Origin of the sequence: Marinobacter lipolyticus SM19 (assembly GCF_000397065.2) — a bacterium.
In the GTDB taxonomy this organism is placed as follows: domain Bacteria; phylum Pseudomonadota; class Gammaproteobacteria; order Pseudomonadales; family Oleiphilaceae; genus Marinobacter; species Marinobacter lipolyticus.
Genome location: NZ_KE007306.1, coordinates 1,052,607 through 1,074,041, shown reverse-complemented (window position 1 = coordinate 1,074,041; position 21,435 = coordinate 1,052,607). Strand labels below are relative to the sequence as shown.

The following is a 21,435-nucleotide window of genomic DNA, read 5'->3' as shown; positions in this document are numbered from 1 at the left end:
GTGTCGCTCAATTGTGGATACCAAGCAAGCGCTTGGTATGGACCGGGGCTGGCTGGCCTGAATTGCCAGAAAGCTCTGCTGAAGGAGGTTAGCTCCCCTGGCGTGGGATGCTTTTCACGCCGCTGCTGGTGCCCAGCAACAACAGATCCGCCGGACGACGGGCGAACAGTCCGTTGGTGACGACCCCGACAATCTGGTTCAGCTTCTCTTCAACCTGAATGGGGCGGGAAATGTCCATGTTGTGTATGTCCAGGATGATATTGCCGTTGTCAGTGGTGAAGCCTTCCCGATAGACAGGGTCGCCGCCGAGGCGGACAATTTCACGGCCGACATGGCTGCGGGCCATGGGGATAACTTCGACCGGTAGTGGGAAGGTCCCGAGGGTGCCAACCAGCTTGGACTCGTCGGCAATGCAGATAAAGGTCTTGGCAACCGCCGCCACGATCTTTTCACGAGTAAGCGCGCCACCGCCGCCCTTGATCAGTTCCAGGTGTTCGTTGGTCTCATCTGCACCGTCCACATAGAACTCCAGCTCACTGACGCTGTTGAGGTCGTAAACGGGGATGCCATGGCCTTTCAGGCGCTCAGCGGTGGCATCGGAACTGGCAACGGCGCCATCGAATTCATTGCGGATGTCCGCCAACAGGTCGATAAAGAAATTGGCGGTGCTGCCTGTGCCCACACCAATAACGCTGTCGCTATCAAGGCGGGGGGCAATGTAATCCAGTGCGGCCCTGGCAACGGCTTTTTTCAGTTCGTCCTGGGTCATGGAAGGACTCCGGTTGGGTAAGTGAATACGTTTGGCGCTATTATAGCCTTCTGGTGTCACCGCTTATAGACGGAGGGCGACCAAAGTTTCTACACTGTACGTTTTTCCCATGAATCTCCCTGACTTCCGGACGGACCCATGCCGCAACGCTATATCAAGAAAATTCTCGATGCCCGGGTGTACGATGTGGCTATCGAGACGCCGCTGACAGAGGCGCGCAGCCTCTCCAAACGCTTTAATAACCAGATTTATCTCAAGCGTGAAGATCTCCAGCCGGTGTTTTCCTTCAAGATTCGCGGCGCGTACAACCGGATTGCACAGCTTTCCGAGGAACAGAAAGCCAAAGGGGTGATCTGCGCATCCGCTGGTAACCATGCCCAGGGTGTGGCCCTGGCGGCCAAGAACCTGGGCATCAAGTCAGTCATTGTGATGCCGCAGACCACTCCGGATATCAAGGTGCGTTCGGTGCGGGACCATGGCGCGAAGGTGGTACTCAAGGGCGATGCCTTTGACGAAGCGGCGGCCCATGCCCAGGAGCTGATCAAGAAGCATGGCTACACCTACATCCCTCCCTACGATGATCCGGACGTAATTGCCGGGCAGGGTACGGTGGCCATGGAGCTCATGTGGCAATTCACCAAGCCCTTGCATGCAGTCTTTATCTGCGTGGGCGGTGGCGGACTGATTGCCGGTATGGCGGCCTATATCAAGTATCTGCGCCCCGAGATCAAGGTGATCGGGGTGGAGCCGGAGGATTCCAACTGCCTGCAGGCCGCCATGAAGGCTGGTGAAAGGGTGGTGCTGGATGAAGTCGGGATCTTCGCTGACGGGGTTGCGGTCAAACAGATCGGTGCGTACCCGTGGGAAATCTGCAAGGACCATGTGGACGAGGTGATCACGGTCTCCACCGACGAAATCTGTGCGGCTATCAAGGACATCTTTGAGGATACCCGTTCCATCGCCGAACCGGCGGGTGCCCTTGGCGTTGCCGGCGTGAAGAAGTACATCGAGCGCGAGAAGATCGAAGGGGAAAACATGGCGGTGACACTCAGTGGCGCCAATATGAATTTTGATCGTCTGCGCTATGTCTCCGAACGTACCGAGATCGGTGAAAAGCGTGAAGCGATTCTGGCGGTGACCATTCCCGAGAAGCCAGGTGCCTTCAAGACTTTTATTAACGCGCTACACAAGCGCAGCATCACCGAGTTCAACTATCGCTACGCTGACAGCAAGAAGGCCACCATCTTCGTGGGCATTCAGATCCAGGCCGGTGGTCTGGGGCGGGATGAGCTGGTGCAGGACTTGCGGGAGGCTGGCTATTCCGTGGTAGACCTGACCGACAGCGAATTCGCCAAGCAGCACATTCGCCATATGGTTGGTGGCCACGCACCCTCAGTGACCAATGAGAAGGTCTACCAGTTCCAGTTCCCGGAGCGCCCGGGCGCGCTGCTGAAGTTCCTGATGTCTCTGGGTACGCGTTGGAATATCTCCCTGTTCCACTATCGCAACCACGGTGCGGCCTATAGCCGGGTACTGCTGGGTGCTCAGGTGGACGACGAGGACCTGGCGGACTTCGAGTTGATGCTGGATAAGGTTGGCTTCCGTTATGAGGACATGACGGATAATGAGGCTTATCAGCTGTTTCTGGGGGCCGGGAACGGTCAGACCTGAGACTTCGGAGTGAGGGGTGTGCGGGGGAAATTTTAGCTTGGTTCATTTCGTCAGGCGTTTTTGTCGCCCGCCTTACAAAATTTTAACCTGTCAAAAATTGTAAATATCGAGATGCGTGTTAGTCTTTCGTCTAATTCTTAAAAAGCAATAATAGTCCACTGATTTTTCGAGTTTTTACTTTTTCAGGAGTTGGAGAAACGCCTAATGGAACGCAAGCCTGACGCCATCCGGGCCGTTGTGCTGATTTTTGCAGTTGGCCTTGTGATCACCGGTTTTACTTCACTGCACGCTTCTGAAGAAAAGCAGAGTGCCAGCGCACGTGCCGTGGCCAGTGGCGCGGTCCTGGAAAATGTTGCCCTTGGCGACAACCGCTAGCGAACCCGATAACAGCGCCGGTCCGTGACCACACTGTGCAACGGCACATCCCATGGCTCAACGGGTAATTCCGGCACTTTCTGGAAATCATGGGCAATGCCTATCAGCTTGGGCGCCAGTCGTGGCCGAAGCCTGGTAAAAGCGAACGTCCGGTCATAGAAGCCTCCCCCCATTCCCAGTCGCCCACCCGATTCATCAAACCCCACCAGTGGAAACAGAACCGCATCCAGTGCCCATGGCGGACGCCGTGTGCCTGTGTGAAACGGGGGTTCAGGAATGCCGAAACGGTTGGCGGCCAGTTGTACTCCATCGTAATAGGGGCTGAAAACCAGTCTGCCCTGATGGATGGGGTGTAGAACTGGCAGATAGAAGTGAATGCCTTTGCGGCGTGCTGCCGAGATGTAGGTGTGGGGATCAATTTCGCCATCGTTGGGCAGGTACACCGCTATGTGTCGTGCCCGGTGTAGATCCGGATTGCCCAGCAGGTTCAGGGCGAGATTTTCCGCGGCGCGCTGCTGCTGTTCGGGATTCAGGGACCGTCGTTCGTAGCGGAGCGCTTTGCGAAGGGCGCTACGTGACCGTGTATCAGGATGTGCTTCAAACGGTTGGGGGGCAATAATCTGACTCAAAATAAAGCTTCCCGAGCTGCCGTTTATCGGATGTGGCCCTTGAACCCAAAGTTCAAGGTCGGTGGCCGCTGTGACATATTAGGCTTTCCCCCTCGGGGGACGTGCTCACAATGCCCTGAAGTAGCCACCTGGGTAGTGCGCATCGGCTCGAGGACGTATCCGACCTGCGAACAGCCCAGGAAGTTAACTACATTATACGGGCATCAGCGGGGCCGATTGCAACACCTGAATCCGGACAGGAGACAAAGATCTATTGGCCGGAGGATTCCCCCAGGGCAGAATCAAGCTTGCTCTCCATAGCCTCCAGAATAGAGCTGGCGGTGTCGGACATGGTGTCGCGCTCAAGTAAATCGTGGGTGATGTTCAGTGCTGCCATAACCGCGATACGCTCGGTACCGAACACTTTGCCGCTGGCACGGATCTCACGCATTTTGCTGTCGAGGTGGTGGGCGGACTGAATCAATGCCTCGCGCGCTTCCTCGGGACAGGCAACCAGGTATTCCTTGTCGAGGATCTTAACTTCAACCGTGGTGGGCTGCTGTTGTGCCATTAGTGGTGCTCCAGGGCCCGTAGGCGGCCGATCATGGCTTCGATCTTGTTTTTGGCAAGATCGTTCTTGTGCATTAACTGCGCGCGCTCCCGGTTCCAGTCATCCTGCAGTTCCCTGAGTGCAGCGTTATCCCTTTCCAGTTTGCGGCAGCGTTCAATGAGCTTGTCCAGTTTGTCCGCCAATGCCTGTAGTTCGGACTGTTCCATGATTGCGTCAACGCCTGTGGTTATAGATGCAAGTAACTATAAGTGTGGACTGCAACCCGGTCAATTTACAGGGTTGTCATGGCCTCGGATGCGTGACAACTGTCACTCATCGGCGCCGTGACTGAGCCCCTGACGCCGGCCTTGTCGCCACGCCTGCAGTGCCGGGATCAGGCCCACGACGGCCGCCGTGACCGGTACACTGCCAAGAATGATCCATTCCGGTGCCGCCAGGGGGCGCAGGCTGATCTGTATCCCATAATGCTCCAGCAGCCAGGGGGTGAGCAGCGTCAGCCCGCCGCTACCGAGCAATAGCGCCAGCAGGCAGGCAATGACGGCGAGGAACATGCATTCGATGACGTGCAGCGCGGCGACCAGCCCCGGCGAGGCGCCGGTGGCGCGGAGAATGGCAATCTCACGGCTGCGCTGGGCCTGTAACGTCAACAGAACAGCGACCAGGCCGATCAGGCTGATGACCACCACAAAGCCGGTAATGCCCAGCAGAGCGCGCTCAAACTGTCCCATGATGCGCCACAGTTCACTCAGGGCCACACCGGGCAGCACGGCAGACAGCGGCTCCGCCCGGGATTCGTTGATCTGGCGCTGCACCTGAAACGTCATCACTTTTCGTTCGATACCCACCAGCGCCGCCGTAATGGCATCGGGGGTCAGATTGCGCTCCCTGGCCTGCTCCGGCGATAAGGTTCTGCCCGGGATTGCCACCCCGGACTCCCAGCCGATGTGCATGGCTTCCATACCTTCCAGGCTGATGTAGACAGCCTGATCCACCGGTGTCCCTGTGGGTGCCAGAACACCGGTGACACTGAAAGGCGTGTCCTTGTGGTTGGAGAAGCTGGTGCGACCGCCACCGTGGGACAGGATCAGTTTGTCATCCAGGGAGTGGTTGTGTTTGCGGGCGACTTCCGCACCAAGTACAACATCGAAGACATCATCAAACCATCGCCCGTGACTCAGCGAGAGAGCCTGGTCGCGACCGTACCGGAAGTGTTCGATAAAGCCGGTATCCGTGCCGACAACGCGATGGCCGCGGTAGCTGTCGCCCAGGGACAGCGGAACCGTCCAGTCAATTCGGCTGTCTCCGGTCAGCCCCTGATAGGTGGACCAGCGGATATTGTTGGTGGCATCGCCGATGTGGAATACCGTATAGAGTAGAAGATTCAGTTGCCCGCTACGGGCACCGACGATCAGATCCGTGCCCGAGATGGTGTTGGTGAAAGACTGACGTACTTCGGTGCGCAGGTACTGAACACCCAGCAACAGCGTCACGCTGAGGGTCAGGGTCAGGGTCACCAGGGCGAGCACGCAGCGCCGGTGCCACAGACTGGCCCAGGCCAGGGAAAGCGCAAGATGGGCCTTCATGACCGCGCCTCCAGAAAGAGTTCGTGGTCAAAGTGGGTAGCCAGGCTCTGGTCGTGGCTGACAAATATGACCGAGGAGCCTGCTCTTTGCCCCAGAGTCAGAAGCAGTTCAATAAACCGGTCGCGGTTGTCGGTATCCAGTGCCGAGGTGGGCTCGTCGGCAAGGATCAGCTCGGGGTGGCCAATCAGCGCGCGGGCGGCCGCTACACGTTGTTGCTGGCCCACACTGAGGCGGGTAACTGGCTGGTGCCAGTGGCTTTTCGGAATCGCCAGGTCGGCCAGCAGTCCCTCGGCTTCCTGCGGGGGTTCCGGTTTGGCACGTTGGTGCCGCTTGGTCGACAGGCGACATGGCAGGGTGACATTGCCCAGCGTAGTGAGGTAGGGCACCAGGTTGAATTGCTGGAAAATAACGCCCATGTGGTCGGCGCGAAATCGGTCCCGCTGTCCATTGGTCAAGGGGGTGATGTCCTCTCCCAGCAGTGAAACCGTGCCAGATGTGGGGCGTAACATGCCGGCCAGCAGGCTCAGGAGTGTGCTTTTCCCGCTGCCACTGGGCCCCTTGATGAACAGATGCTCACCGCGTTTCAGGGTGATATCCGGAAATTGCAGCTCGACGTTGCTGTGGGGCCATTGATAGCCCAAGCCACTGGTTGTAACGGCGCACTGGTTGCCTTCGGAACATATGGTCTGTGAGGGTGTCTGCTTGGTCATGTGCGCTTGCGCTGATTCGGTGTATGATTTGCCCACAAATCCATAGGTAGGCGTTTTATGTTCTTGGCTGCACGTATGTGTTCAGTTTTCTCTGTGTTTGCCCGCTGTACGTTTCGGGGTGGCGTTACCATTTTCCTGGCAGGATTCCTGAGTGTGGCCTCCGCAGCCGATCGGGAAATTGACTGGCTCGAACTGATGCCGGCAGAAGACCTGAATTTGCTGGAGAGTATGCCAGAAATCGTTCATGAGGGAGATGGCCCGCCTATGTTGCCGGACGAGATCATGACCGGCCGTGTGGTGCCCGAGATGGATGGGGTTTCCGGAAAGATTCCCGGTTTCGTCGTGCCTCTGAAAACCACCGAGGATATGCGTATCCTCGAGTTCTTCCTGGTGCCCTATTACGGTGCCTGTATCCACGTTCCGCCGCCACCTCCGAACCAGATCATCCATGTAAAGTACAAAGAGGGATTTACCCTTGAGGCGCTTTACGATCCGGTCTGGGTCGAAGGTACATTGACCGTTGAGCGTACCGAAAACGATATTGCCAAATCGTCTTATTCAGTGGTCGCTGAGAAGGTGGAGCGCTACCAGCAGTAAAGCTGGTGCGCCTCCCCCTTTTTTTATTGGCCCAACTGGAATGTGGATTCGTGCGCGCCAAGGCGGATGCTGCCCTGTCCGGCTCCGCCAACCCATTCCACCGTCAGTACTTCAAGGTTTGTAAACCTGACCTTTAGCGGGCTCGAGAACGTCTGGCCGGTTGCTAGTGCTTTGCATGCCAGTTGTTGTGAGACTTCGTATTCACGGTGGCCTTCTTCCTCCGAGTCATGGTGGTGTTCGTCGTGTCGGTGAGGATCATCGTCAGGCTGACTTGCCGGACCGGTATGATGAACCGCACCCGCCATGACAACGCAGGAGCCAGGGACGGTATCTATCAGCGGATTGTTGCCGAGCCAATCTGAAATCTCCGCCATTCTGGTTTCTTCTTCCGGGGTTTTTGCCTGTCGTTCGAACCCGACGACATTGTAGGCCGGAGAGGTAAAAAACAGATCAATATTGTCGTCCTGAACGGCCATTTGCAGATGCCCATAGCCATGGCGATGAGCGCCCGGATTTTCGCCGGCGTCGGCCGAACCAGCCACCAACAGGGCAGCTATCCCAAGGTATAGGGCCGTCTTTGGCAGGGCGTGGGGATTGTTGCTGTGCATGGCTTCGAGTCTCTCGTATTTTGATATGTTATAACATAATTGATCATCTCGCGTCCTGAATCAAGAGGGCGAGTGCCTTCGGAGCGCCCGGATGCTAGGATAGATCCTTAAATCCAGTCATACAGGACAGTTCCGTTTCATGTCAGAAACCGACACCTCAGGTGCTGCTCGCGCCGCCGAGTTTGAGCGTTGGGCCAACGTCTTCACCGCACATAAAGCCTTCAGCCACCCTTCCGAGCTTCATGGCGTCCTTTGTGGACGGCTGGCCGCTGGTGCTCGTATTGATGAATCTGAATGGCTGGCCATGGTCTGTGAACATATGGGGCTGCCGGATACTGCAGCTGAAGAGTCTGATGAACTGAAGGGGTTCATGCAGGCAGCCTACGATCAGACCCTGACGTTGCTGAAAGCCACGGACATGAGTTTCCATCCGTTGCTGCCGGACGATGACTATGCCATTGACCAGCGTCTGGAGGCGCTTACTTCCTGGGTGCGCGGATTCCTTGAGGGCATGGCGTTGTCAGCCGGTGAGTCCCTGGGTCAGGCGCCGGATGAAATCCGCGAACTGATCGAAGACATGGTGGCCATCAGCCAGGTGTCCGAGGACGAGCAAGCGGACGACGAGAGTGAGCAACAACTGATGGAAATTGTTGAATACGTGCGTCTGGGAGCACTGGCGGTGTTCACCGAATTCAACCCGCCTGAAAAACCGGCCACGGATACTCCGACACTGCACTGAGCAGGTACTTGCCTGCGGGAGAGGTTATGCCGTCAATGATACCCCTGAAAGAATTCGCCGATCGCCGCCGCAAGCTGATGGAGCTGATGGCTCCGGACAGCATTGCGATTGTGCCGGCGGCGCCGGAAACTGTTCGTAACCGGGATGTATTGCATCCTTTTCGTCAGGACAGCGATTTCCAGTACCTGTCTGGTTTTGGCGAACCGGAAGCGGTACTGGTGCTGATCCCCGGGCGCGAGCATGGCGAATCCGTATTGTTCTGCAAGGAGCGACATCCCGAGAAGGAGCTGTGGGATGGCTTCCTGGCGGGGCCAGAGGGAGCTATCGAAAGGTTCGGGCTGGACGATGCCTTCCCGATTTCCGACATTGACGACATTCTGCCCGGCATGATCGAAGGCCGCAGCCGGGTCTACTACCCGCTGGGCAAGGATCACAATTTCGACGCCCGGGTCATGGACTGGGTCAAGGTGATACGCAGCAAGGTGCGCGCCGGTGCCCATCCCCCGGGAGAATTTGTTGCTCTGGAACATTTGCTCCACGACTTGCGACTGTACAAGAGCGCGAATGAAATCAAGGTAATGGCGAAAGCGGGCGAAATCAGCGCAAAGGCCCATTGCCGAGCCATGAAACGGGCCCGCAAGGGCGGGTACGAATACAACCTGGAGGCGGAGCTGATCCATACCTTTATGGATCATGGCGCCCGCTCCACGGCGTATCCGTCTATCGTCGGATCTGGTGCCAACGGCTGTATCCTGCACTACATCGAAAACAGTGCGCCATTGAAAGACGGTGATCTGGTGCTGATCGACGCGGGCTGTGAAGTGGATTGTTATGCCTCCGATATCACCCGGACTTTTCCGGTCAGTGGTCGCTTCAGTGCCGAGCAGAAGGCGTTGTACGAGGTGGTTCTGTCTGCGCAGTACGCGGCGATTGAAGCTGTGCGCCCCGGCAATCACTGGAATCATCCTCACGAAGCAGCCCTGCGGGTGCTGACCCAGGGTCTGATTGATCTTGGCCTGTTGTCCGGTTCCCTTGACGCTGCCATCGAAAAGGAGGCCTACAAGCCGTTTTTCATGCATCGCACCGGTCACTGGCTGGGTCTGGATGTGCACGATGTCGGTGACTACAAGGTAGGCGACGCCTGGCGTCAGCTGGAACCGGGCATGGCACTGACGGTGGAACCCGGGTTGTATATTGCGCCGGACAACACCGACGTCGAAGAAAAGTGGCGAGGCATTGGCATCCGTATTGAGGACGATGTGGTGGTCACCAAAGAGGGTTGCCGCGTGTTGACGGAAACGGTGCCCAAAACCATCGCCGATATCGAAGCACTGATGGCGGACTGACCCGGTGGCCAGACTCGATACCGATCTGATTATTGCGGGCGGCGGCCTGGCGGGGGCAACCCTGGCGCTGGCACTGAGCCGGATGGTGCCTTCATTGCGGGTAACCGTAGTGGAGGCCTTTCCGCTGTCCCTTGATGCTCTGCCCGAGAGCTACCAGCCCAGCTACGATGCCCGCTCCACCGCGCTGGCCTGGGGCTCCCGGCTGATCTTCGAGGAACTGGGGCTGTGGTCGCGGCTGTCGGCACACGCCACCCCCATAGAGCACATCCACGTGTCCGACCGCGGTCGCTTTGGCGCGACCCGGCTGCATGCCGCCGAGCATGATCAGGCGGCTTTGGGTTATGTGGCCGACAATCGCTGGATGGGCCTCTGCCTGATGCGGGAATTGCTGGATACACGGGTGCGCTGGGAAGCACCGGCAGAGGTGGTGGGTATGATGCCATTGCCTGAAGGCGTTCGGGTGTCGGTCAAATCCGGTGAACACACACGCGAACTGACCGCTCAGTGCCTGGTGGTGGCGGACGGTGGTCGCTCCGGCTTGCGGGAAGAACTCGGGTTCCGGACTCGTGTCCATGACTATGGTCAGAACGCCCTGATCGCCAATGTCTCGACCACTGAGAGTCATGGCTTCACCGCCTTTGAACGGTTCACTGACGCAGGTCCCATGGCGTTGTTGCCCCATGGCTCACCGTCCCGTGCCGCTCATCAGTCGGCTCTGGTGTGGACTCTGACCGATGATGCTCTTGAAGACATTCTATCCCTCTCCGATGAAGACAAATGCAGACGGCTCCAGGAACGTTTTGGCTGGCGGCTGGGGCGGTTTACCCGTATCGGCACCTGCAATCATTATCCGTTGAAACTGACCACGGTGGATGAACCCGTCATGCCCGGAGTCGCCCTGGTGGGCAACGCCGCCCATGCCTTGCACCCCGTGGCTGGCCAGGGCTTCAATCTGGCCCTGCGGGGGCTGATGACGCTGGTGGAGCAGTTCCGGCTGGCAGAGGCGCAGGGGGCGTCCATCGGTGATTTGGCTGTGCTCAAGCGCTATCAGGCACTTCACCAGCAGGACTGGCAGCAAACGGTTCGGTTCTCGGATTCACTGATCCGGCTTTTTGGCGAATCCCTGCCACCACTGGCAGCCGCTCGGGACGCCGGATTGGTAGGGCTGGATCTGTTGCCGGGAGCCAAGCGCTGGTTCGCCCGCAAGGCCATGGGGATAGGAGGCCGTCGGGCAGTAATTGATCACCCGGCCCCAGCGAACAGGGAGTCTGCGAAGAATGAGTGACCCCAAAGTATTCGACATCCTGGTTGTCGGCGGCGGTATGGTGGGCTCCGCACTGGCGCTGGGTTTATCCCGCCAGGGCTGGCGCGTGGCTCTGGTGGAAGGCAGTGAGCGAAAGACCTTGCTGGAGGCACCGGCCGTGGCGGCCAGTGTTGAGGATTTTGAGCCCCGGGTCAGTGCCATTTCAGTGGCTAGCCAGCGCCTGCTGGAAGCGTTGGGCGTCTGGGACGTCATCGTCGCCGGTCGTCATTGTCCGTACCAGACCATGACCGTATGGGACGGCGATGGTACTGGTCGTATTCAGTTTGAAGCGGCAGAACTGCAGGCCAGGGCTCTGGGCACCATCATTGAAAACCGCCACATTGTGCGGGCGTTGTTCTCAGCCCTTGCTGACAGCGATGTTGAGTTGATTGACGGGGTCAAAGTCATCGGCTGGTGGCAGGATCAGGGCCAGCGTGGCATCGAGCTTGAGAGTGGCACCAGGCTGGGCGCAGATCTGGTGGTGGCGGCCGACGGCGCCCATTCCCGGCTGCGCCAGTGGGTGGGTCTGCCGACCCGTGAATGGGATTATGACCAGCAGGCCATCGTGTGCACAGTAAAAACCAGCCAGAACCACCGTTTCACTGCCTGGCAGCGATTTTCACCCACCGGGCCGCTGGCGTTCCTGCCGTTACTGACGGAAAGCGGCGATGAGCATTTCTGTTCGATTGTCTGGTCCCAGGATACCGACGAAGCACGCCGTCTGATGGCGCTGGATGATCAGGCTTTCGCGAGCGAACTGGAGCGGGCCATTGAACGGGAACTGGGTGTGGTCGAATCGGTTTCACGCCGCTATGCCTTCCCCCTGCGTCAGCGCCATGCCAAGGACTACATCGCAGCCGGTTTTGCGTTGGTGGGTGACGCGGCCCATACCATCCATCCGCTGGCCGGGCAGGGCGCTAACCTGGGATATGGCGACGTGCGGGCAATGCTGGACGAACTGGCCCGGGCGAGAAAGGCGGGCCTGAGTGCATCCAATGATTTGGTGCTTGCCCGTTATCAGCGACGTCGCAAGGGTGAGAACCTCGCCATGATGGCGGCGATGGAGGGCTTCAAGCAGCTTTTCGCCCGCGACGAGCTGCCCCTGCGCTGGCTGCGTAACACCGGCATGCGCTGGCTGAATCAGCTTGGCCCCGTGAAGAATCGGGTCGCCGCCGAGGCCATGGGGCTGGATCTCTGAATTGTTTCCCTTTAACTACTCGACATAGGAACGTGTCATGGCCGGAAGTAGCCTGCTTGTCCTGATCGACGACATTGCCACCGTACTGGATGATGTCGCCCTGATGACCAAAACCGCGACCAAGAAAACCGCCGGTGTCCTGGGAGACGACCTCGCTCTCAATGCCCAGCAGGTCACCGGTGTGAAACCGGCGCGGGAACTGCCGGTGGTATGGGCGGTCGCCAAGGGCTCCATGATCAACAAGGCCATCCTGGTGCCGGCGGCCCTGGCCATCAGCTTTTTCGTGCCCTGGCTGGTCACACCGCTGTTGATGCTGGGGGGTGCCTTTCTCTGTTTCGAAGGTTTTGAGAAGCTGGCTCACAAGTTTCTGCACAAGCAGGAAGACGACGAACACAAAGCCGAGCTCCACGAGGCCCTGAAGAATCCTGATGTCGATATGAAATCGGTCGAGAAGGACAAGATCAAGGGCGCTATACGGACAGACTTTATCCTGTCAGCGGAAATTATTGCGATCACGCTGGGCACTGTGACTACCCAGACATTTGGCATGCAGTTTATGGTGCTGACCGTTGTGGCGGTGATGATCACAGTGGGTGTGTATGGCCTGGTGGCAGGTATCGTGAAGCTGGATGATGGCGGCCTGTATCTCAGCCGGAGAGACAGCGCCATGGCGCAGTGGATGGGCAATGGCATTCTCTGGCTTGCGCCCTATATGATGAAAACCCTCTCCATTCTCGGCACCATCGCCATGTTCCTGGTGGGAGGCGGTATCCTCACCCATGGCCTGCCCCCGGTCTATGACGCGATTCATCACTTTGCCGAGACCTTTAGCGGTTTGAGTGGCGCCCTTATTCCGACGTTGGCGGATGGCCTGTTTGGTGTGCTGGCGGGTGCTTTGCTTGTTGCGATTATCACGCCGTTGCTGAAATGGTGGGAGGCGCGTTCCGCCTGAGTTACCGGCAGGCGTCGAACAGGCGGCTGACCAGCACCGGTACCGCCGTTTCCACCCTCAGTATCCGCGGGCCGAGGTGGACGCTTTCGCATCCCGCCTCCTCCAGCTTGCCGACCTCGTAGGGTGTAAAGCCACCCTCCGGGCCGACACAGAGTGCAGTAGGCAAGTCCAGGTGCATGGGGCAGGGGGTTGCAGTACCAGGGTGAGCCACCAGTGCCCGTTTGTCCCGCAGCAGCGCGGGTAATTCATCCTCCACAAACGGTTTGAACAGCTTGCGGACATGCACCTCCGGCATAATTGTGTCCCGCGCCTGTTCCAGGCCCAGGGTCATGTTCTCCCGCAGGTTGTCCTCAGACAGCCACGGCGTCTGCCAGAAGCTTTTTTCCACCTTGTAGCTGTTGATCAGCCAGATATCTTTCACCCCAAGGGTGGCGCAGGTCTGCAGTACACGGCGGAACATTTTTGGCCTGGGCATGGCAAGAAACAGCGTCAGGGGTAGCGGCGGGGGTGGTGGGGCTGCAAGGTCCACCACAATGTCTGCCCGTGCGTCGGTAAGGCTCACTACTCGACCGGTGCCGATATCGCCATTCACCCTGCCGACCGGAATCAGATCACCCTCAGAGACTTTCAGGACCTCGTGAAGGTGTGTCAGCCGGCGGCCGGAGAGCACCGCACGATCGGTGGTGACAAAGTCTTCCTCAAACAGCAGTGCCAGATTCATTCGTCCGTCGCTTCATCGGTTTCCGCGTCGTCCGTTTTCCTGACGGCCAGTTTGCTGAAGATGATGCCCAACTCGAAGAGTAGCCACATGGGAACCGCCAACAGCGTTTGGGAAATGATATCCGGAGGTGTCAGCAGCATGCCGATTACAAAACAGGCGACCACAATGTACGGCCGTTTGGCGGCCAGATCATCCGGAGTAGTGGCGCCTGTCAGTACCAGCAGGATGGTCGCGATGGGGATCTCGAACGCAACGCCGAAGGCAAAGAACATTTTCAGCACAAAATTGAGGTAGCTGGTGATGTCCGGTAACTCGACGATGCCTTCCGGGCCGATGGCGGTAAAGAAGCCAAAGACCAGGGGAAACACCACGAAGTAGGCGAAGGCGGCGCCCAGATAAAACAGGATCACCGAGGTGAACAGCAGGGGAAACGCCAGTCGCTTTTCGTGGGCATACAAGCCTGGCGCCACGAAGCTCCAGAGTTGATAGAGTATCACCGGAATCGCGGCGAACACCGCCAGCACCAGGGCCAGTTTCAGCGGCGCAAAAAACGGTGAGGTAATGTCGGTGGCGATCATCATCTGGCCAACCGGAAGCAGTTCCCGCAGGGGCTGTGACAGCAGCAGGTACAGTTCGTTGGCAAACGGGTAGATCGCGGCAAAGCAGATAACGACCGCCAGCACCATTTTCAGCAGGCGATTGCGCAGTTCCAGCAAATGCTCGATCAGGGGCATTTCGGGCTGAGCAGTGGATGAATCCGGGGTGTGGTTGCCGTCAGGCTTGTTGGTCATGAACGTTTATCCGACGCGCTTTCCTGATCTGGATGGGGTTCCGGGTGGCGTTCGCTGGTTGTTGGCTCCGTCGCGGGTGTCGGCTCCGGCATTTGCTGCGGCTGTTGAGCAGGCTCCGCAGTTGGCCTGGTGTCGGCCGTCCGGCGAGTTGCTGGTGCCGGTCTGGGTTTGTCTACCCGGTTTTCCGGGAGGATCATGTGTTCGTATTTTTTGGCTTCATCCAGGGCGCCACGAACCGTCTTCTCGACGTCTTCGAGGCCAACGTCACCCGCCTTCCGCAGTTCCTCTCGCAGCTCTTCGGCTTTCAGTTGGCGGTCCAGTTCCGAGGTGAACTGGTTAACCATGCGGCGGGCACCACCAATCCAGCGTCCAGCCGCCCGCGCTGCCGTGGGCAGGCGTTCAGGACCCAGGACCAGCAGTGCGATCACACCACAGATCAACAGCTCGACAAAGCCGATATCAAACATTCAGCCCGGTCTCAGCCAGTGGTTTTGTCCCGGGGTTTTTCTTCCGGGTTGGTCTGATGGGCTGCCGGTTCTTCCTTGTCTTCCAGGGAGTCCTGATTGGGGGACTTGCTGTCCTCGTCGTTCATAGACTTCTTGAAGCCACGGATAGCACCGCCCAGATCGCTGCCAATGTTGCGGAGCTTTTTGGTTCCGAACAACAGGATTACGATGCCGAGTACAATAAGAAGTTGCCAGATACTGATGCCCATCACGGGATCCTCACTCTAATGTTGCTGTTGCATGCCATTGTACGTTACCGGGACAGCATTGCGGAACCCCCCGTAAGGGGTACCCATGGCATCACTTGTCCCGGGATGCCTTTTCCTCAAGTCCTGACAGGTCGAAGCGGCGGGCCAGCTCATCGATTACCTCTTTGGGGCCCAGGCCCAGGCTCGATAGCATGACCATACTGTGAAACCAGAGATCGGCGGTTTCGTAAACCACTTCCCGGGTGTCACCGGATTGCTCTGCATCCTTGGCCGCCAACAGGGTTTCGGTGCACTCTTCGCCCACTTTCTCCAGAATCTTGTTGAGTCCCCTGGCGTGCAGGCTGGCAACGTAGGACTTGTCAGGATCTGCTTCTTTTCTTGCTTCCAGCACCTGGGCAAGTCGTTCCAGTACGTCACTCACTCTGTTCGCTCCCTTTAACCGGTCTGTAGATGCTTTTCGGGTCTTTCAACACGGGGGCGGTGGTGACCCATTCGCCGTCCTGAAATTTACGGTAAAAGCAGCTGCGCCTTCCGGTATGGCAGGCGATACCGCCTTTTTGTTCCACTTTCAGCAGAATCACGTCTTCATCACAGTCCAGGCGTATTTCATGGACCACTTGCTGGTGGCCCGAGGTTTCGCCCTTGCGCCAGAGCTTGCCTCGTGAGCGGGACCAGTAAACCGCCTGGCCTTCCTCGGTGGTCAACCTCAGGGATTCAGGGTTCATCCAGGCCATCATCAGGATCTCGCCGGTGCTGGCGTCCTGGGCGATGGCGGGAACCAGTCCGTCGGCGTTCCAGCGGATGGCGTCGAGCCAGTCAGGGTTGTCGACTTTAGGTGATGATTCTTGCATTTCTGTGAATCCTGAAAAAATGTTACCGGCTGCCCCTGGCAACCAGGCCGGCCGCCACTGCAAGCATGGCCCAGCCCCACGGCGGCAGCGATTGGGCCAGGTTCGGCAGTTCGTATTGGGTACTGACCCAGGCGCCGCCCACCAGGGCAGCGGCGATAAGGGTTCGTCGCCAGCGTCTGTCCGAGCGTATCTGGTTGTCCCGCAGGAGCTCTAGTGTAGCGCGATTTTGCTCCTCCGTGGGACCAGAGCTGCGCAACTGTACCAAGGTATCGTGTACCAGTTGTGGCATTTCCGGGGACTGTTCGAGCCACGCCGGCAAATGGGATTGCAGGGACTTGATAAGCCCGGATGGGCCAATACGCTTGCGCATCCAGCTTTCCAGAAACGGCTGGGCGGTGCTCCAGAGGTCCAGGTCCGGATACAGCTGGCGGCCAAGACCCTCCACGTTCAGCAGGGTTTTCTGCAGCAGTACCAGCTGAGGCTGTACTTCCATATTGAAGCGCCGGGCGGTCTGGAACAGTCGCAACAGGAAGTGGCCGAATGAGATATCCTTTAACGGTTTCTCGAAAATCGGCTCGCACACAGTGCGAATGGCGGCTTCGAATTCGTTGACCCGGGTGTCGGGTGGCACCCAGCCGGACTGGATATGCAATTGCGCCACCTGACGGTAATCACGGCGAAAGAAGGCGAGCAGGTTGCGGGCCAGGTAGCTCTGATCGTCCGGTGCCAGGGTCCCGACAATACCAAAATCGATGGCGATGTATTTCGGGTCGACCGGATTGCTGACATCCACAAAGATGTTGCCCGGGTGCATGTCGGCGTGGAAGAAGCTGTCGCGGAAAACCTGGGTGAAGAAGATTTCCACACCCTTTTCCGCCAGCACCTTCATATCGACACCGGCTTCCCGCAGCGCCGCCACATCGGCGATGGGTATGCCGTGGATACGCTCCATGACAAGCACGGTTTTGCGAGTGTAATCCCAGTCAATAAACGGGATATAGATCAGTGAAGAGTTATCGAAGTTGCGGCGCAACTGGCTGGCGTTGGCCGCTTCCCGTTGCAGGTCCAGTTCGTCGTGGATGGTGGAATCGTAATCCGCTACTACTTCCACCGGATGCAGGCGTTTGCCTTCGGACCAGTATTTTTCCAGCAGGCCGGCCATCAGGTACATCAGGGCCAGATCCTGCTGAATGACTCGCTCAATGCCCGGTCGCAATACCTTGACCACAACTTTCTGGCCGTTGAGCAGGGTGGCCGCGTGCACCTGGGCAACGGAGGCGGAGGCCATCGGGTCGGCAGAAAACTCGCTGAACAGCTCGGCGACCGGTGCACCGAGTGATTTCTCGATGATTTCCCGCGCGGTGGTGCTGGGGAAGGTGGGGACGCGATCCTGGAGATGCTTCAGCGACTCGGCCATGTCATCGGGAAGCAAGTCCCGGCGTGTTGACAGAATCTGGCCGAACTTTACAAACACGGGGCCCAGTTCTTCCATTGCCAGGCGCAGACGGTCGCCGCGGCTCAGTTTCGGTTGCGGGAACAGGTGCCAGGGAGCCAGCAGAAAGAACACCTTGAGCGGTCCCGGCAGTTCGGCCAGCGGCAGGAACGTGTCCAGCCGGTAACGGCAAAAGACCCAGGCAATTCGGAACAGGCGTTGCAAGCGGGTCACGGTGTCTCCGGGGGCTGTTCGTTGGTGTGGTGTTCCAGCAGCCCGACGCGGGCCTCCAGTCGTTCAGTGTGAAGGCTCAACTGATCGATATCCTCGAAGGTGGCTTCCAGTTCCCGGCGGCCCGGCAGGGTCCGGCTTTCCTCATGGATGTACTCTTCAATATTGGCGTTAAGGGCAGCAAAGGCCTGGCGACTCCACTTCACTGCACCGCGAATGCGTTGGCCGATAAAGTGCGCGGGCACATCGCCCATATGGCGGGCGAGGGCGGCTTCCCAGTCGGGTTCGAGTTGGTTCAGTGCCCGTTGGAACTGGTGTGCCAGGGCCGTGTCGCCGCTGACCTGGATGCGACCATGGCGGAACACCTGGTCGTCACCGTTTGCCAGCGCGGCGAATGCCATGGGCTTGCCTGCCAGCTGCAATGCCGGTGTTTCTGCCGGCTGACTGCCGACCTGTACCCGATCCCCTGTCTGATACAGCGTAAATGTCAGGTGCAGGGGAGCAGTCAGGGTAAATTGTACCGGCCCTGTCAGGGCGCCCATCAACGCCTTGCGACCGGCCGGGTCGAGTTCCAGGGCGCGGTTAAGCGCGCTCTCAACAACGGCAGTTACGGCAGCAAGCAGGGTAGGGCCGGGAAACATCAGGGCTTGATCCCCACATGCAGGGCAACAATGCCGCCGGTCATGTTGTAATACTTGCAGTTCACCAGCCCAGCCTGTTCCATCATGCCCTTCAGGGTGTCCTGATCAGGATGCATGCGTATGGACTCGGCCAGGTACTTGTAGCTTTCGCTGTCACCGGCAAACAGTTGACCCATCAGGGGCAGGGCATTGAAGGAATACATGTCGTACGCTTTGTTCAGCAGCGGATTGGTGGGCTTGGAGAATTCCAGCACCATCAGTTTGCCGCCCGGCTTGAGTACCCGTGCCATGTCCCGCAGGGCCTGGTCCTTGTCGGTGACGTTGCGCAGGCCGAAGGCGATGGACACCGCGTTGAAAGTGTTGTCAGGAAACGGCAGGTGTTCGGCGTCAGCCTGGGCAAACTCGATGTTACCGGCGTAACCCCGATCCATCAGACGACCGCGGCCCACCTGCAGCATGGACGCATTGATGTCGGCGAGTACGACTTTGCCGGTAGGGCCGACCAGGTCGGAGAATTTCATGGTCAGGTCGCCGGTGCCACCGGCGATATCGAGCACCTGATGCCCCGGGCGGACACCGCTGAGCTCAATGGTGAAACGTTTCCAGAGCCGGTGGATGCCCATGGACATGAGATCGTTCATCAGGTCGTATTTGCCGGCCACGCTGTGGAAAACCTCGGCCACCTGGCCGGCCTTCTGGCTTTTCGGCACATTGCGGAAACCAAAGTGAGTGACATCGTCCTGCGGGGTGCCGGCCTGATTGTCGTTGGCTGGCGTCTGTTGCTCGCTCATGGGGGTATCCTGTCAGAATCTGAACCCCGTATTCTAACGGTTAGGGGGGTGGCTACAAGTTTATTACCCCCTTAAACTATAAAACCTTCCATTTTTGAAGAGAAACCTGATTCATGTCTGTTATCGATGTTCATCGCGCCCATTCCCTGGACAAGGCGCACGCTCGAGAGGCGGCGGAGACCCTGGCACAGGATCTGTCCAGGCAGTTCGATGTGAACTACCAGTGGGAAGGGGATGTGTTGCGGTTCAAGCGAAGTGGAGTAAGGGGGCAATTGACCATCGATCACAATGACCTGCACATCCACCTGGAACTGGGCATGCTGCTAAGGCCCTTCAAGTCTCGGATCGAGCAGGAAATTCACTCCCAGCTGGATCAGATCATCCAGGCCTGATCTGACATGCGTCTTTCGCTATAGGTCGTTCGGCAGACTGAACGGATCCGGGTGCCCATTGAGCACGTTTTCCAGAACACGTTGCTCTCTCGAGACCAGCCGTTCGATCAGTGCATCCACGTCTTCCATTTTACGGAAGGCGGTATAGCCTCGGTGCAGGAAGCCGTGGAGGTCGCTCAGGTCTGCCATTTCCGCCGGGCCGCGGGTCATGCTGAGCAGCCAGCCCAGGGTGCGGTTGCGAACATAGTGATCCAGCTGTTGCCCCACCTCTGCCACCAGCTCTATTTGCCGCCGGCGTTGGGCAAGGTTGCGACTGGCGCGAAAGGCAGCGCAGTATTGACCATGAGTTATGGTTTCACCCTGAGCCGGTAGCTGAGCGAGCCGCTCTGTCAGTTCGAGATCCAGTCGCTGGGTGACCAGGTTCAGCTCCATCAGTCCGGCAAATGTGTCCAGCAGGCTGTTGGGTAGCCACTTCACCATTTTGGGAAACACACGGTCGATGTTGTCGTCGCGCCGGGTCATGTTGGCTGGGGCGTAAAGGTCGGTGAGCAGGAATTCGAGGCCGGTATGGTAACCCGGATGCTGGTACAGATCCTGATGTGTGCGTTTGAGGCGTTCGGCCTGCCACTCAGCGATCCGGAAGGTGTCTTCGAGCAGGGGGTGGGCGGCCTTGTGCTGGCGAAAATCGTGATACTCGATCAGCAACTGTTGCAGCCGGTGGGCGCTGTCAGAATGGACTTCGGTAGCGACGAGGCGCTCACGGTACATGGATGATGCTCCGGTAAACCTGTGGCAGGAAACCTGCAAGTTTACCGGAGCGGGCGATCAGATGGCAGCCTCAGGCCTCAGCGGACGCTTGCAGGGTTTCGAGGCCAGGTACCCATTCCTTGTCGTCCAGCGTAATAAAGTGGCTGAGAGCCTCGGTTTCCACAATGCGCATTGTCGTCGGGCTTTGACGGGCGCTGGCAAGCATGGCTTTGCGGTCAAGAATGCGGTCGACCGCAGGAATCAGGAACGTGCCGTGGCGAACGTTGTTGTAAACGCTGGTATCCGTGCGCTCCATCCAGTCCATGATGTTCTCGATATTGCGAACAATGGTGAGATGATCCTTGGTCGAAGAAAAGAGCTTGCTGAGCAGCTGCTTCTTGCGAGGGTTCATCTTTCCGAAAAAGGTCTGACCGTAGGCGGAAGACGGGGCACTGTTGATCAGGCGAATCAGCCATGGCCACATGCCGTGGCTGACCGGTTCAAGAATCGTGGTAACCAGTCCGTGGAGCTTGCCCTGGGGCAGTACCGGCGCTTCCAGAACCACTTCCACGTTTTCGTAGAGTTCCGGCCACTGGTGAATGGCCTCCAGGATGACCGCTCCGCCCCGGGAGTGACCGTGAACGCGAATGTTGTCAGTGCCGGGAAGATTGGCGACGGCCTGGTTCAGTATGCAGGCATCGTACTCGATGGTGCCCTCAAGGTGCTTGATGGGCACTTCCCAGTCCGGGGTTTCCGGCGTCACGCCGTTGACCGGGATATGGTAGTTGCTGCAGGTCAGCAGGATAAGTTCGGTGGTCGGCTCTTCGTAGGCCTGGGTGAAGTAACAGTGGTTCTCAAGGAAACCGTGCACACCAATAACCGTCTGTTCCGCCTTGCCGCTATGGTTGCGGACGGAAACCGCCCCCTTGCCCACACGGTAGACTCGCCCCGAGAACATTTCGGAGTAGGCGCTTTCAATCGGTTGTATCAGTTTACGAACATGGCTCGCTTTCATAACCGTTCTCCTGTCAGCACCGTGAAAGACTGCTTTTTGGAATTGGTGTGTGCTGATAGTGACTGTTTTAACTCGTTC

27 protein-coding genes and 1 other RNA gene are annotated in these 21,435 nt (G+C 58.3%); 9 read left to right on the top strand and 19 right to left on the bottom strand.

Translation table 11 applies throughout. The features are described from left to right. Positions 1 to 88 precede the first annotated feature (88 nt). Positions 89 to 769, bottom strand: a complete 681-nt coding sequence (gene rpiA, locus MARLIPOL_RS04930; protein ID WP_012136990.1) for a ribose-5-phosphate isomerase RpiA — start codon at positions 767 to 769, stop codon at positions 89 to 91. A gap of 138 nt (positions 770 to 907) precedes the next feature. Here rpiA and ilvA point away from each other — a divergent pair, with 138 nt between their 5' ends. Beyond that, positions 908 to 2,440, top strand: coding sequence for a threonine ammonia-lyase, biosynthetic (gene ilvA, locus MARLIPOL_RS04925; protein ID WP_012136989.1), 1,533 nt, complete (start codon positions 908 to 910; stop codon positions 2,438 to 2,440). A gap of 204 nt (positions 2,441 to 2,644) precedes the next feature. After that, the gene (locus MARLIPOL_RS18630; protein WP_012136988.1) at positions 2,645 to 2,815 is read left to right on the top strand and encodes a hypothetical protein; all 171 of its coding nucleotides are present in this window, start codon (positions 2,645 to 2,647) and stop codon (positions 2,813 to 2,815) included. Here MARLIPOL_RS18630 and MARLIPOL_RS04920 read toward each other — a convergent pair. From MARLIPOL_RS04920 to MARLIPOL_RS04900, 6 genes are all read right to left on the bottom strand, one after another. Then, positions 2,812 to 3,444 carry a 5-formyltetrahydrofolate cyclo-ligase gene (locus MARLIPOL_RS04920; protein ID WP_012136987.1) on the bottom strand — a complete coding sequence of 211 codons (633 nt, stop codon included), beginning with the start codon at positions 3,442 to 3,444 and terminating at the stop codon, positions 2,812 to 2,814. The two genes, MARLIPOL_RS18630 and MARLIPOL_RS04920, sit on opposite strands and share 4 nt — an antisense overlap. Positions 3,445 to 3,448: 4 nt before the next feature. After that, positions 3,449 to 3,629, bottom strand: a non-coding RNA gene (gene ssrS, locus MARLIPOL_RS18255) — 6S RNA. A 65-nt stretch (positions 3,630 to 3,694) separates the two neighbouring features. Next, positions 3,695 to 3,994, bottom strand: coding sequence for a cell division protein ZapA (locus MARLIPOL_RS04915; protein WP_012136986.1), 300 nt, complete (start codon positions 3,992 to 3,994; stop codon positions 3,695 to 3,697). Continuing rightward, positions 3,994 to 4,200, bottom strand: coding sequence for a TIGR02449 family protein (locus tag MARLIPOL_RS04910; protein WP_012136985.1), 207 nt, complete (start codon positions 4,198 to 4,200; stop codon positions 3,994 to 3,996). The genes MARLIPOL_RS04915 and MARLIPOL_RS04910 overlap by 1 nt, the downstream gene beginning before the upstream one ends. Positions 4,201 to 4,302: 102 nt before the next feature. Continuing rightward, positions 4,303 to 5,577 carry an ABC transporter permease gene (locus MARLIPOL_RS04905; protein ID WP_012136984.1) on the bottom strand — a complete coding sequence of 425 codons (1,275 nt, stop codon included), beginning with the start codon at positions 5,575 to 5,577 and terminating at the stop codon, positions 4,303 to 4,305. Next, the gene (locus MARLIPOL_RS04900) at positions 5,574 to 6,287 is read right to left on the bottom strand and encodes an ABC transporter ATP-binding protein (RefSeq protein ID WP_012136983.1); all 714 of its coding nucleotides are present in this window, start codon (positions 6,285 to 6,287) and stop codon (positions 5,574 to 5,576) included. Before MARLIPOL_RS04900 ends, MARLIPOL_RS04905 begins: the two co-directional genes overlap by 4 nt. A gap of 195 nt (positions 6,288 to 6,482) precedes the next feature. Here MARLIPOL_RS04900 and MARLIPOL_RS04895 point away from each other — a divergent pair, with 195 nt between their 5' ends. Continuing rightward, the gene (locus tag MARLIPOL_RS04895; RefSeq protein ID WP_228677583.1) at positions 6,483 to 6,884 is read left to right on the top strand and encodes a DUF3299 domain-containing protein; all 402 of its coding nucleotides are present in this window, start codon (positions 6,483 to 6,485) and stop codon (positions 6,882 to 6,884) included. A 23-nt stretch (positions 6,885 to 6,907) separates the two neighbouring features. Here MARLIPOL_RS04895 and MARLIPOL_RS04890 read toward each other — a convergent pair whose 3' ends face one another. Continuing rightward, positions 6,908 to 7,492, bottom strand: coding sequence for a ZrgA family zinc uptake protein (locus tag MARLIPOL_RS04890; RefSeq protein ID WP_012136981.1), 585 nt, complete (start codon positions 7,490 to 7,492; stop codon positions 6,908 to 6,910). A gap of 139 nt (positions 7,493 to 7,631) precedes the next feature. On the opposite strand from MARLIPOL_RS04890, the gene MARLIPOL_RS04885 reads away from it, so the two are divergent. The 5 genes from MARLIPOL_RS04885 to MARLIPOL_RS04865 are packed head-to-tail and all read left to right on the top strand — an operon-like array spanning position 7,632 to position 13,030. Further along, entirely contained in the window at positions 7,632 to 8,231 is a 600-nt protein-coding gene (locus MARLIPOL_RS04885; protein ID WP_012136980.1) for a UPF0149 family protein, read from the top strand. A 26-nt stretch (positions 8,232 to 8,257) separates the two neighbouring features. After that, a complete protein-coding gene (gene pepP / locus MARLIPOL_RS04880) occupies positions 8,258 to 9,577 on the top strand; it encodes a Xaa-Pro aminopeptidase (protein ID WP_036190355.1) in 1,320 nt (439 codons plus the stop codon). 4 nt (positions 9,578 to 9,581) lie between these two features. Next, the gene (ubiH, locus tag MARLIPOL_RS04875; RefSeq protein ID WP_012136978.1) at positions 9,582 to 10,862 is read left to right on the top strand and encodes a 2-octaprenyl-6-methoxyphenyl hydroxylase; all 1,281 of its coding nucleotides are present in this window, start codon (positions 9,582 to 9,584) and stop codon (positions 10,860 to 10,862) included. Then, the gene (locus tag MARLIPOL_RS04870) at positions 10,855 to 12,078 is read left to right on the top strand and encodes a UbiH/UbiF/VisC/COQ6 family ubiquinone biosynthesis hydroxylase (protein ID WP_012136977.1); all 1,224 of its coding nucleotides are present in this window, start codon (positions 10,855 to 10,857) and stop codon (positions 12,076 to 12,078) included. Before ubiH ends, MARLIPOL_RS04870 begins: the two co-directional genes overlap by 8 nt. A 37-nt stretch (positions 12,079 to 12,115) precedes the next feature. Then, positions 12,116 to 13,030 carry a DUF808 domain-containing protein gene (locus tag MARLIPOL_RS04865; protein WP_012136976.1) on the top strand — a complete coding sequence of 305 codons (915 nt, stop codon included), beginning with the start codon at positions 12,116 to 12,118 and terminating at the stop codon, positions 13,028 to 13,030. A 1-nt stretch (position 13,031) separates the two neighbouring features. On the opposite strand, the gene MARLIPOL_RS04860 is transcribed toward MARLIPOL_RS04865, so the two are convergent. The 9 genes from MARLIPOL_RS04860 to ubiE form a co-directional block, all read right to left on the bottom strand. Beyond that, entirely contained in the window at positions 13,032 to 13,751 is a 720-nt protein-coding gene (locus tag MARLIPOL_RS04860) for a 16S rRNA (uracil(1498)-N(3))-methyltransferase (protein ID WP_012136975.1), read from the bottom strand. Beyond that, positions 13,748 to 14,542 (bottom strand): twin-arginine translocase subunit TatC, encoded by a 795-nt coding sequence (gene tatC, locus MARLIPOL_RS04855; protein WP_012136974.1) that lies wholly within the window; start codon positions 14,540 to 14,542, stop codon positions 13,748 to 13,750. The genes MARLIPOL_RS04860 and tatC overlap by 4 nt, the downstream gene beginning before the upstream one ends. Beyond that, positions 14,539 to 15,009, bottom strand: a complete 471-nt coding sequence (gene tatB / locus MARLIPOL_RS04850) for a Sec-independent protein translocase protein TatB (protein ID WP_012136973.1) — start codon at positions 15,007 to 15,009, stop codon at positions 14,539 to 14,541. The genes tatC and tatB overlap by 4 nt, the downstream gene beginning before the upstream one ends. A gap of 11 nt (positions 15,010 to 15,020) precedes the next feature. Further along, positions 15,021 to 15,257: a Sec-independent protein translocase subunit TatA gene (gene tatA, locus MARLIPOL_RS04845; protein WP_012136972.1), complete on the bottom strand. Its 237-nt coding sequence runs from the start codon at positions 15,255 to 15,257 to the stop codon at positions 15,021 to 15,023. 91 nt (positions 15,258 to 15,348) lie between these two features. After that, a complete protein-coding gene (locus MARLIPOL_RS04840) occupies positions 15,349 to 15,678 on the bottom strand; it encodes a phosphoribosyl-ATP diphosphatase (protein ID WP_012136971.1) in 330 nt (109 codons plus the stop codon). Next, on the bottom strand, positions 15,671 to 16,108 hold the full coding sequence (gene hisI, locus MARLIPOL_RS04835; RefSeq protein WP_012136970.1) for a phosphoribosyl-AMP cyclohydrolase: 438 nt from the start codon (positions 16,106 to 16,108) through the stop codon (positions 15,671 to 15,673). Before hisI ends, MARLIPOL_RS04840 begins: the two co-directional genes overlap by 8 nt. Positions 16,109 to 16,130: 22 nt before the next feature. After that, positions 16,131 to 17,774, bottom strand: a complete 1,644-nt coding sequence (gene ubiB / locus MARLIPOL_RS04830; RefSeq protein WP_012136969.1) for a ubiquinone biosynthesis regulatory protein kinase UbiB — start codon at positions 17,772 to 17,774, stop codon at positions 16,131 to 16,133. Further along, positions 17,771 to 18,412 (bottom strand): ubiquinone biosynthesis accessory factor UbiJ, encoded by a 642-nt coding sequence (locus MARLIPOL_RS04825; protein ID WP_012136968.1) that lies wholly within the window; start codon positions 18,410 to 18,412, stop codon positions 17,771 to 17,773. Before MARLIPOL_RS04825 ends, ubiB begins: the two co-directional genes overlap by 4 nt. Further along, positions 18,412 to 19,203 (bottom strand): bifunctional demethylmenaquinone methyltransferase/2-methoxy-6-polyprenyl-1,4-benzoquinol methylase UbiE, encoded by a 792-nt coding sequence (gene ubiE / locus MARLIPOL_RS04820; protein WP_012136967.1) that lies wholly within the window; start codon positions 19,201 to 19,203, stop codon positions 18,412 to 18,414. The genes MARLIPOL_RS04825 and ubiE overlap by 1 nt, the downstream gene beginning before the upstream one ends. Positions 19,204 to 19,316: 113 nt before the next feature. Here ubiE and MARLIPOL_RS04815 point away from each other — a divergent pair, with 113 nt between their 5' ends. Beyond that, positions 19,317 to 19,595 (top strand): polyhydroxyalkanoic acid system family protein, encoded by a 279-nt coding sequence (locus MARLIPOL_RS04815; protein ID WP_012136966.1) that lies wholly within the window; start codon positions 19,317 to 19,319, stop codon positions 19,593 to 19,595. A gap of 18 nt (positions 19,596 to 19,613) precedes the next feature. Here the strand turns inward: MARLIPOL_RS04815 and MARLIPOL_RS04810 are convergent, their stop codons facing one another. Next, positions 19,614 to 20,363 (bottom strand): FFLEELY motif protein, encoded by a 750-nt coding sequence (locus MARLIPOL_RS04810; RefSeq protein WP_012136965.1) that lies wholly within the window; start codon positions 20,361 to 20,363, stop codon positions 19,614 to 19,616. A gap of 70 nt (positions 20,364 to 20,433) precedes the next feature. Then, on the bottom strand, positions 20,434 to 21,357 hold the full coding sequence (locus MARLIPOL_RS04805) for an alpha/beta hydrolase (RefSeq protein WP_012136964.1): 924 nt from the start codon (positions 21,355 to 21,357) through the stop codon (positions 20,434 to 20,436). Positions 21,358 to 21,435: the final 78 nt, after the last annotated feature.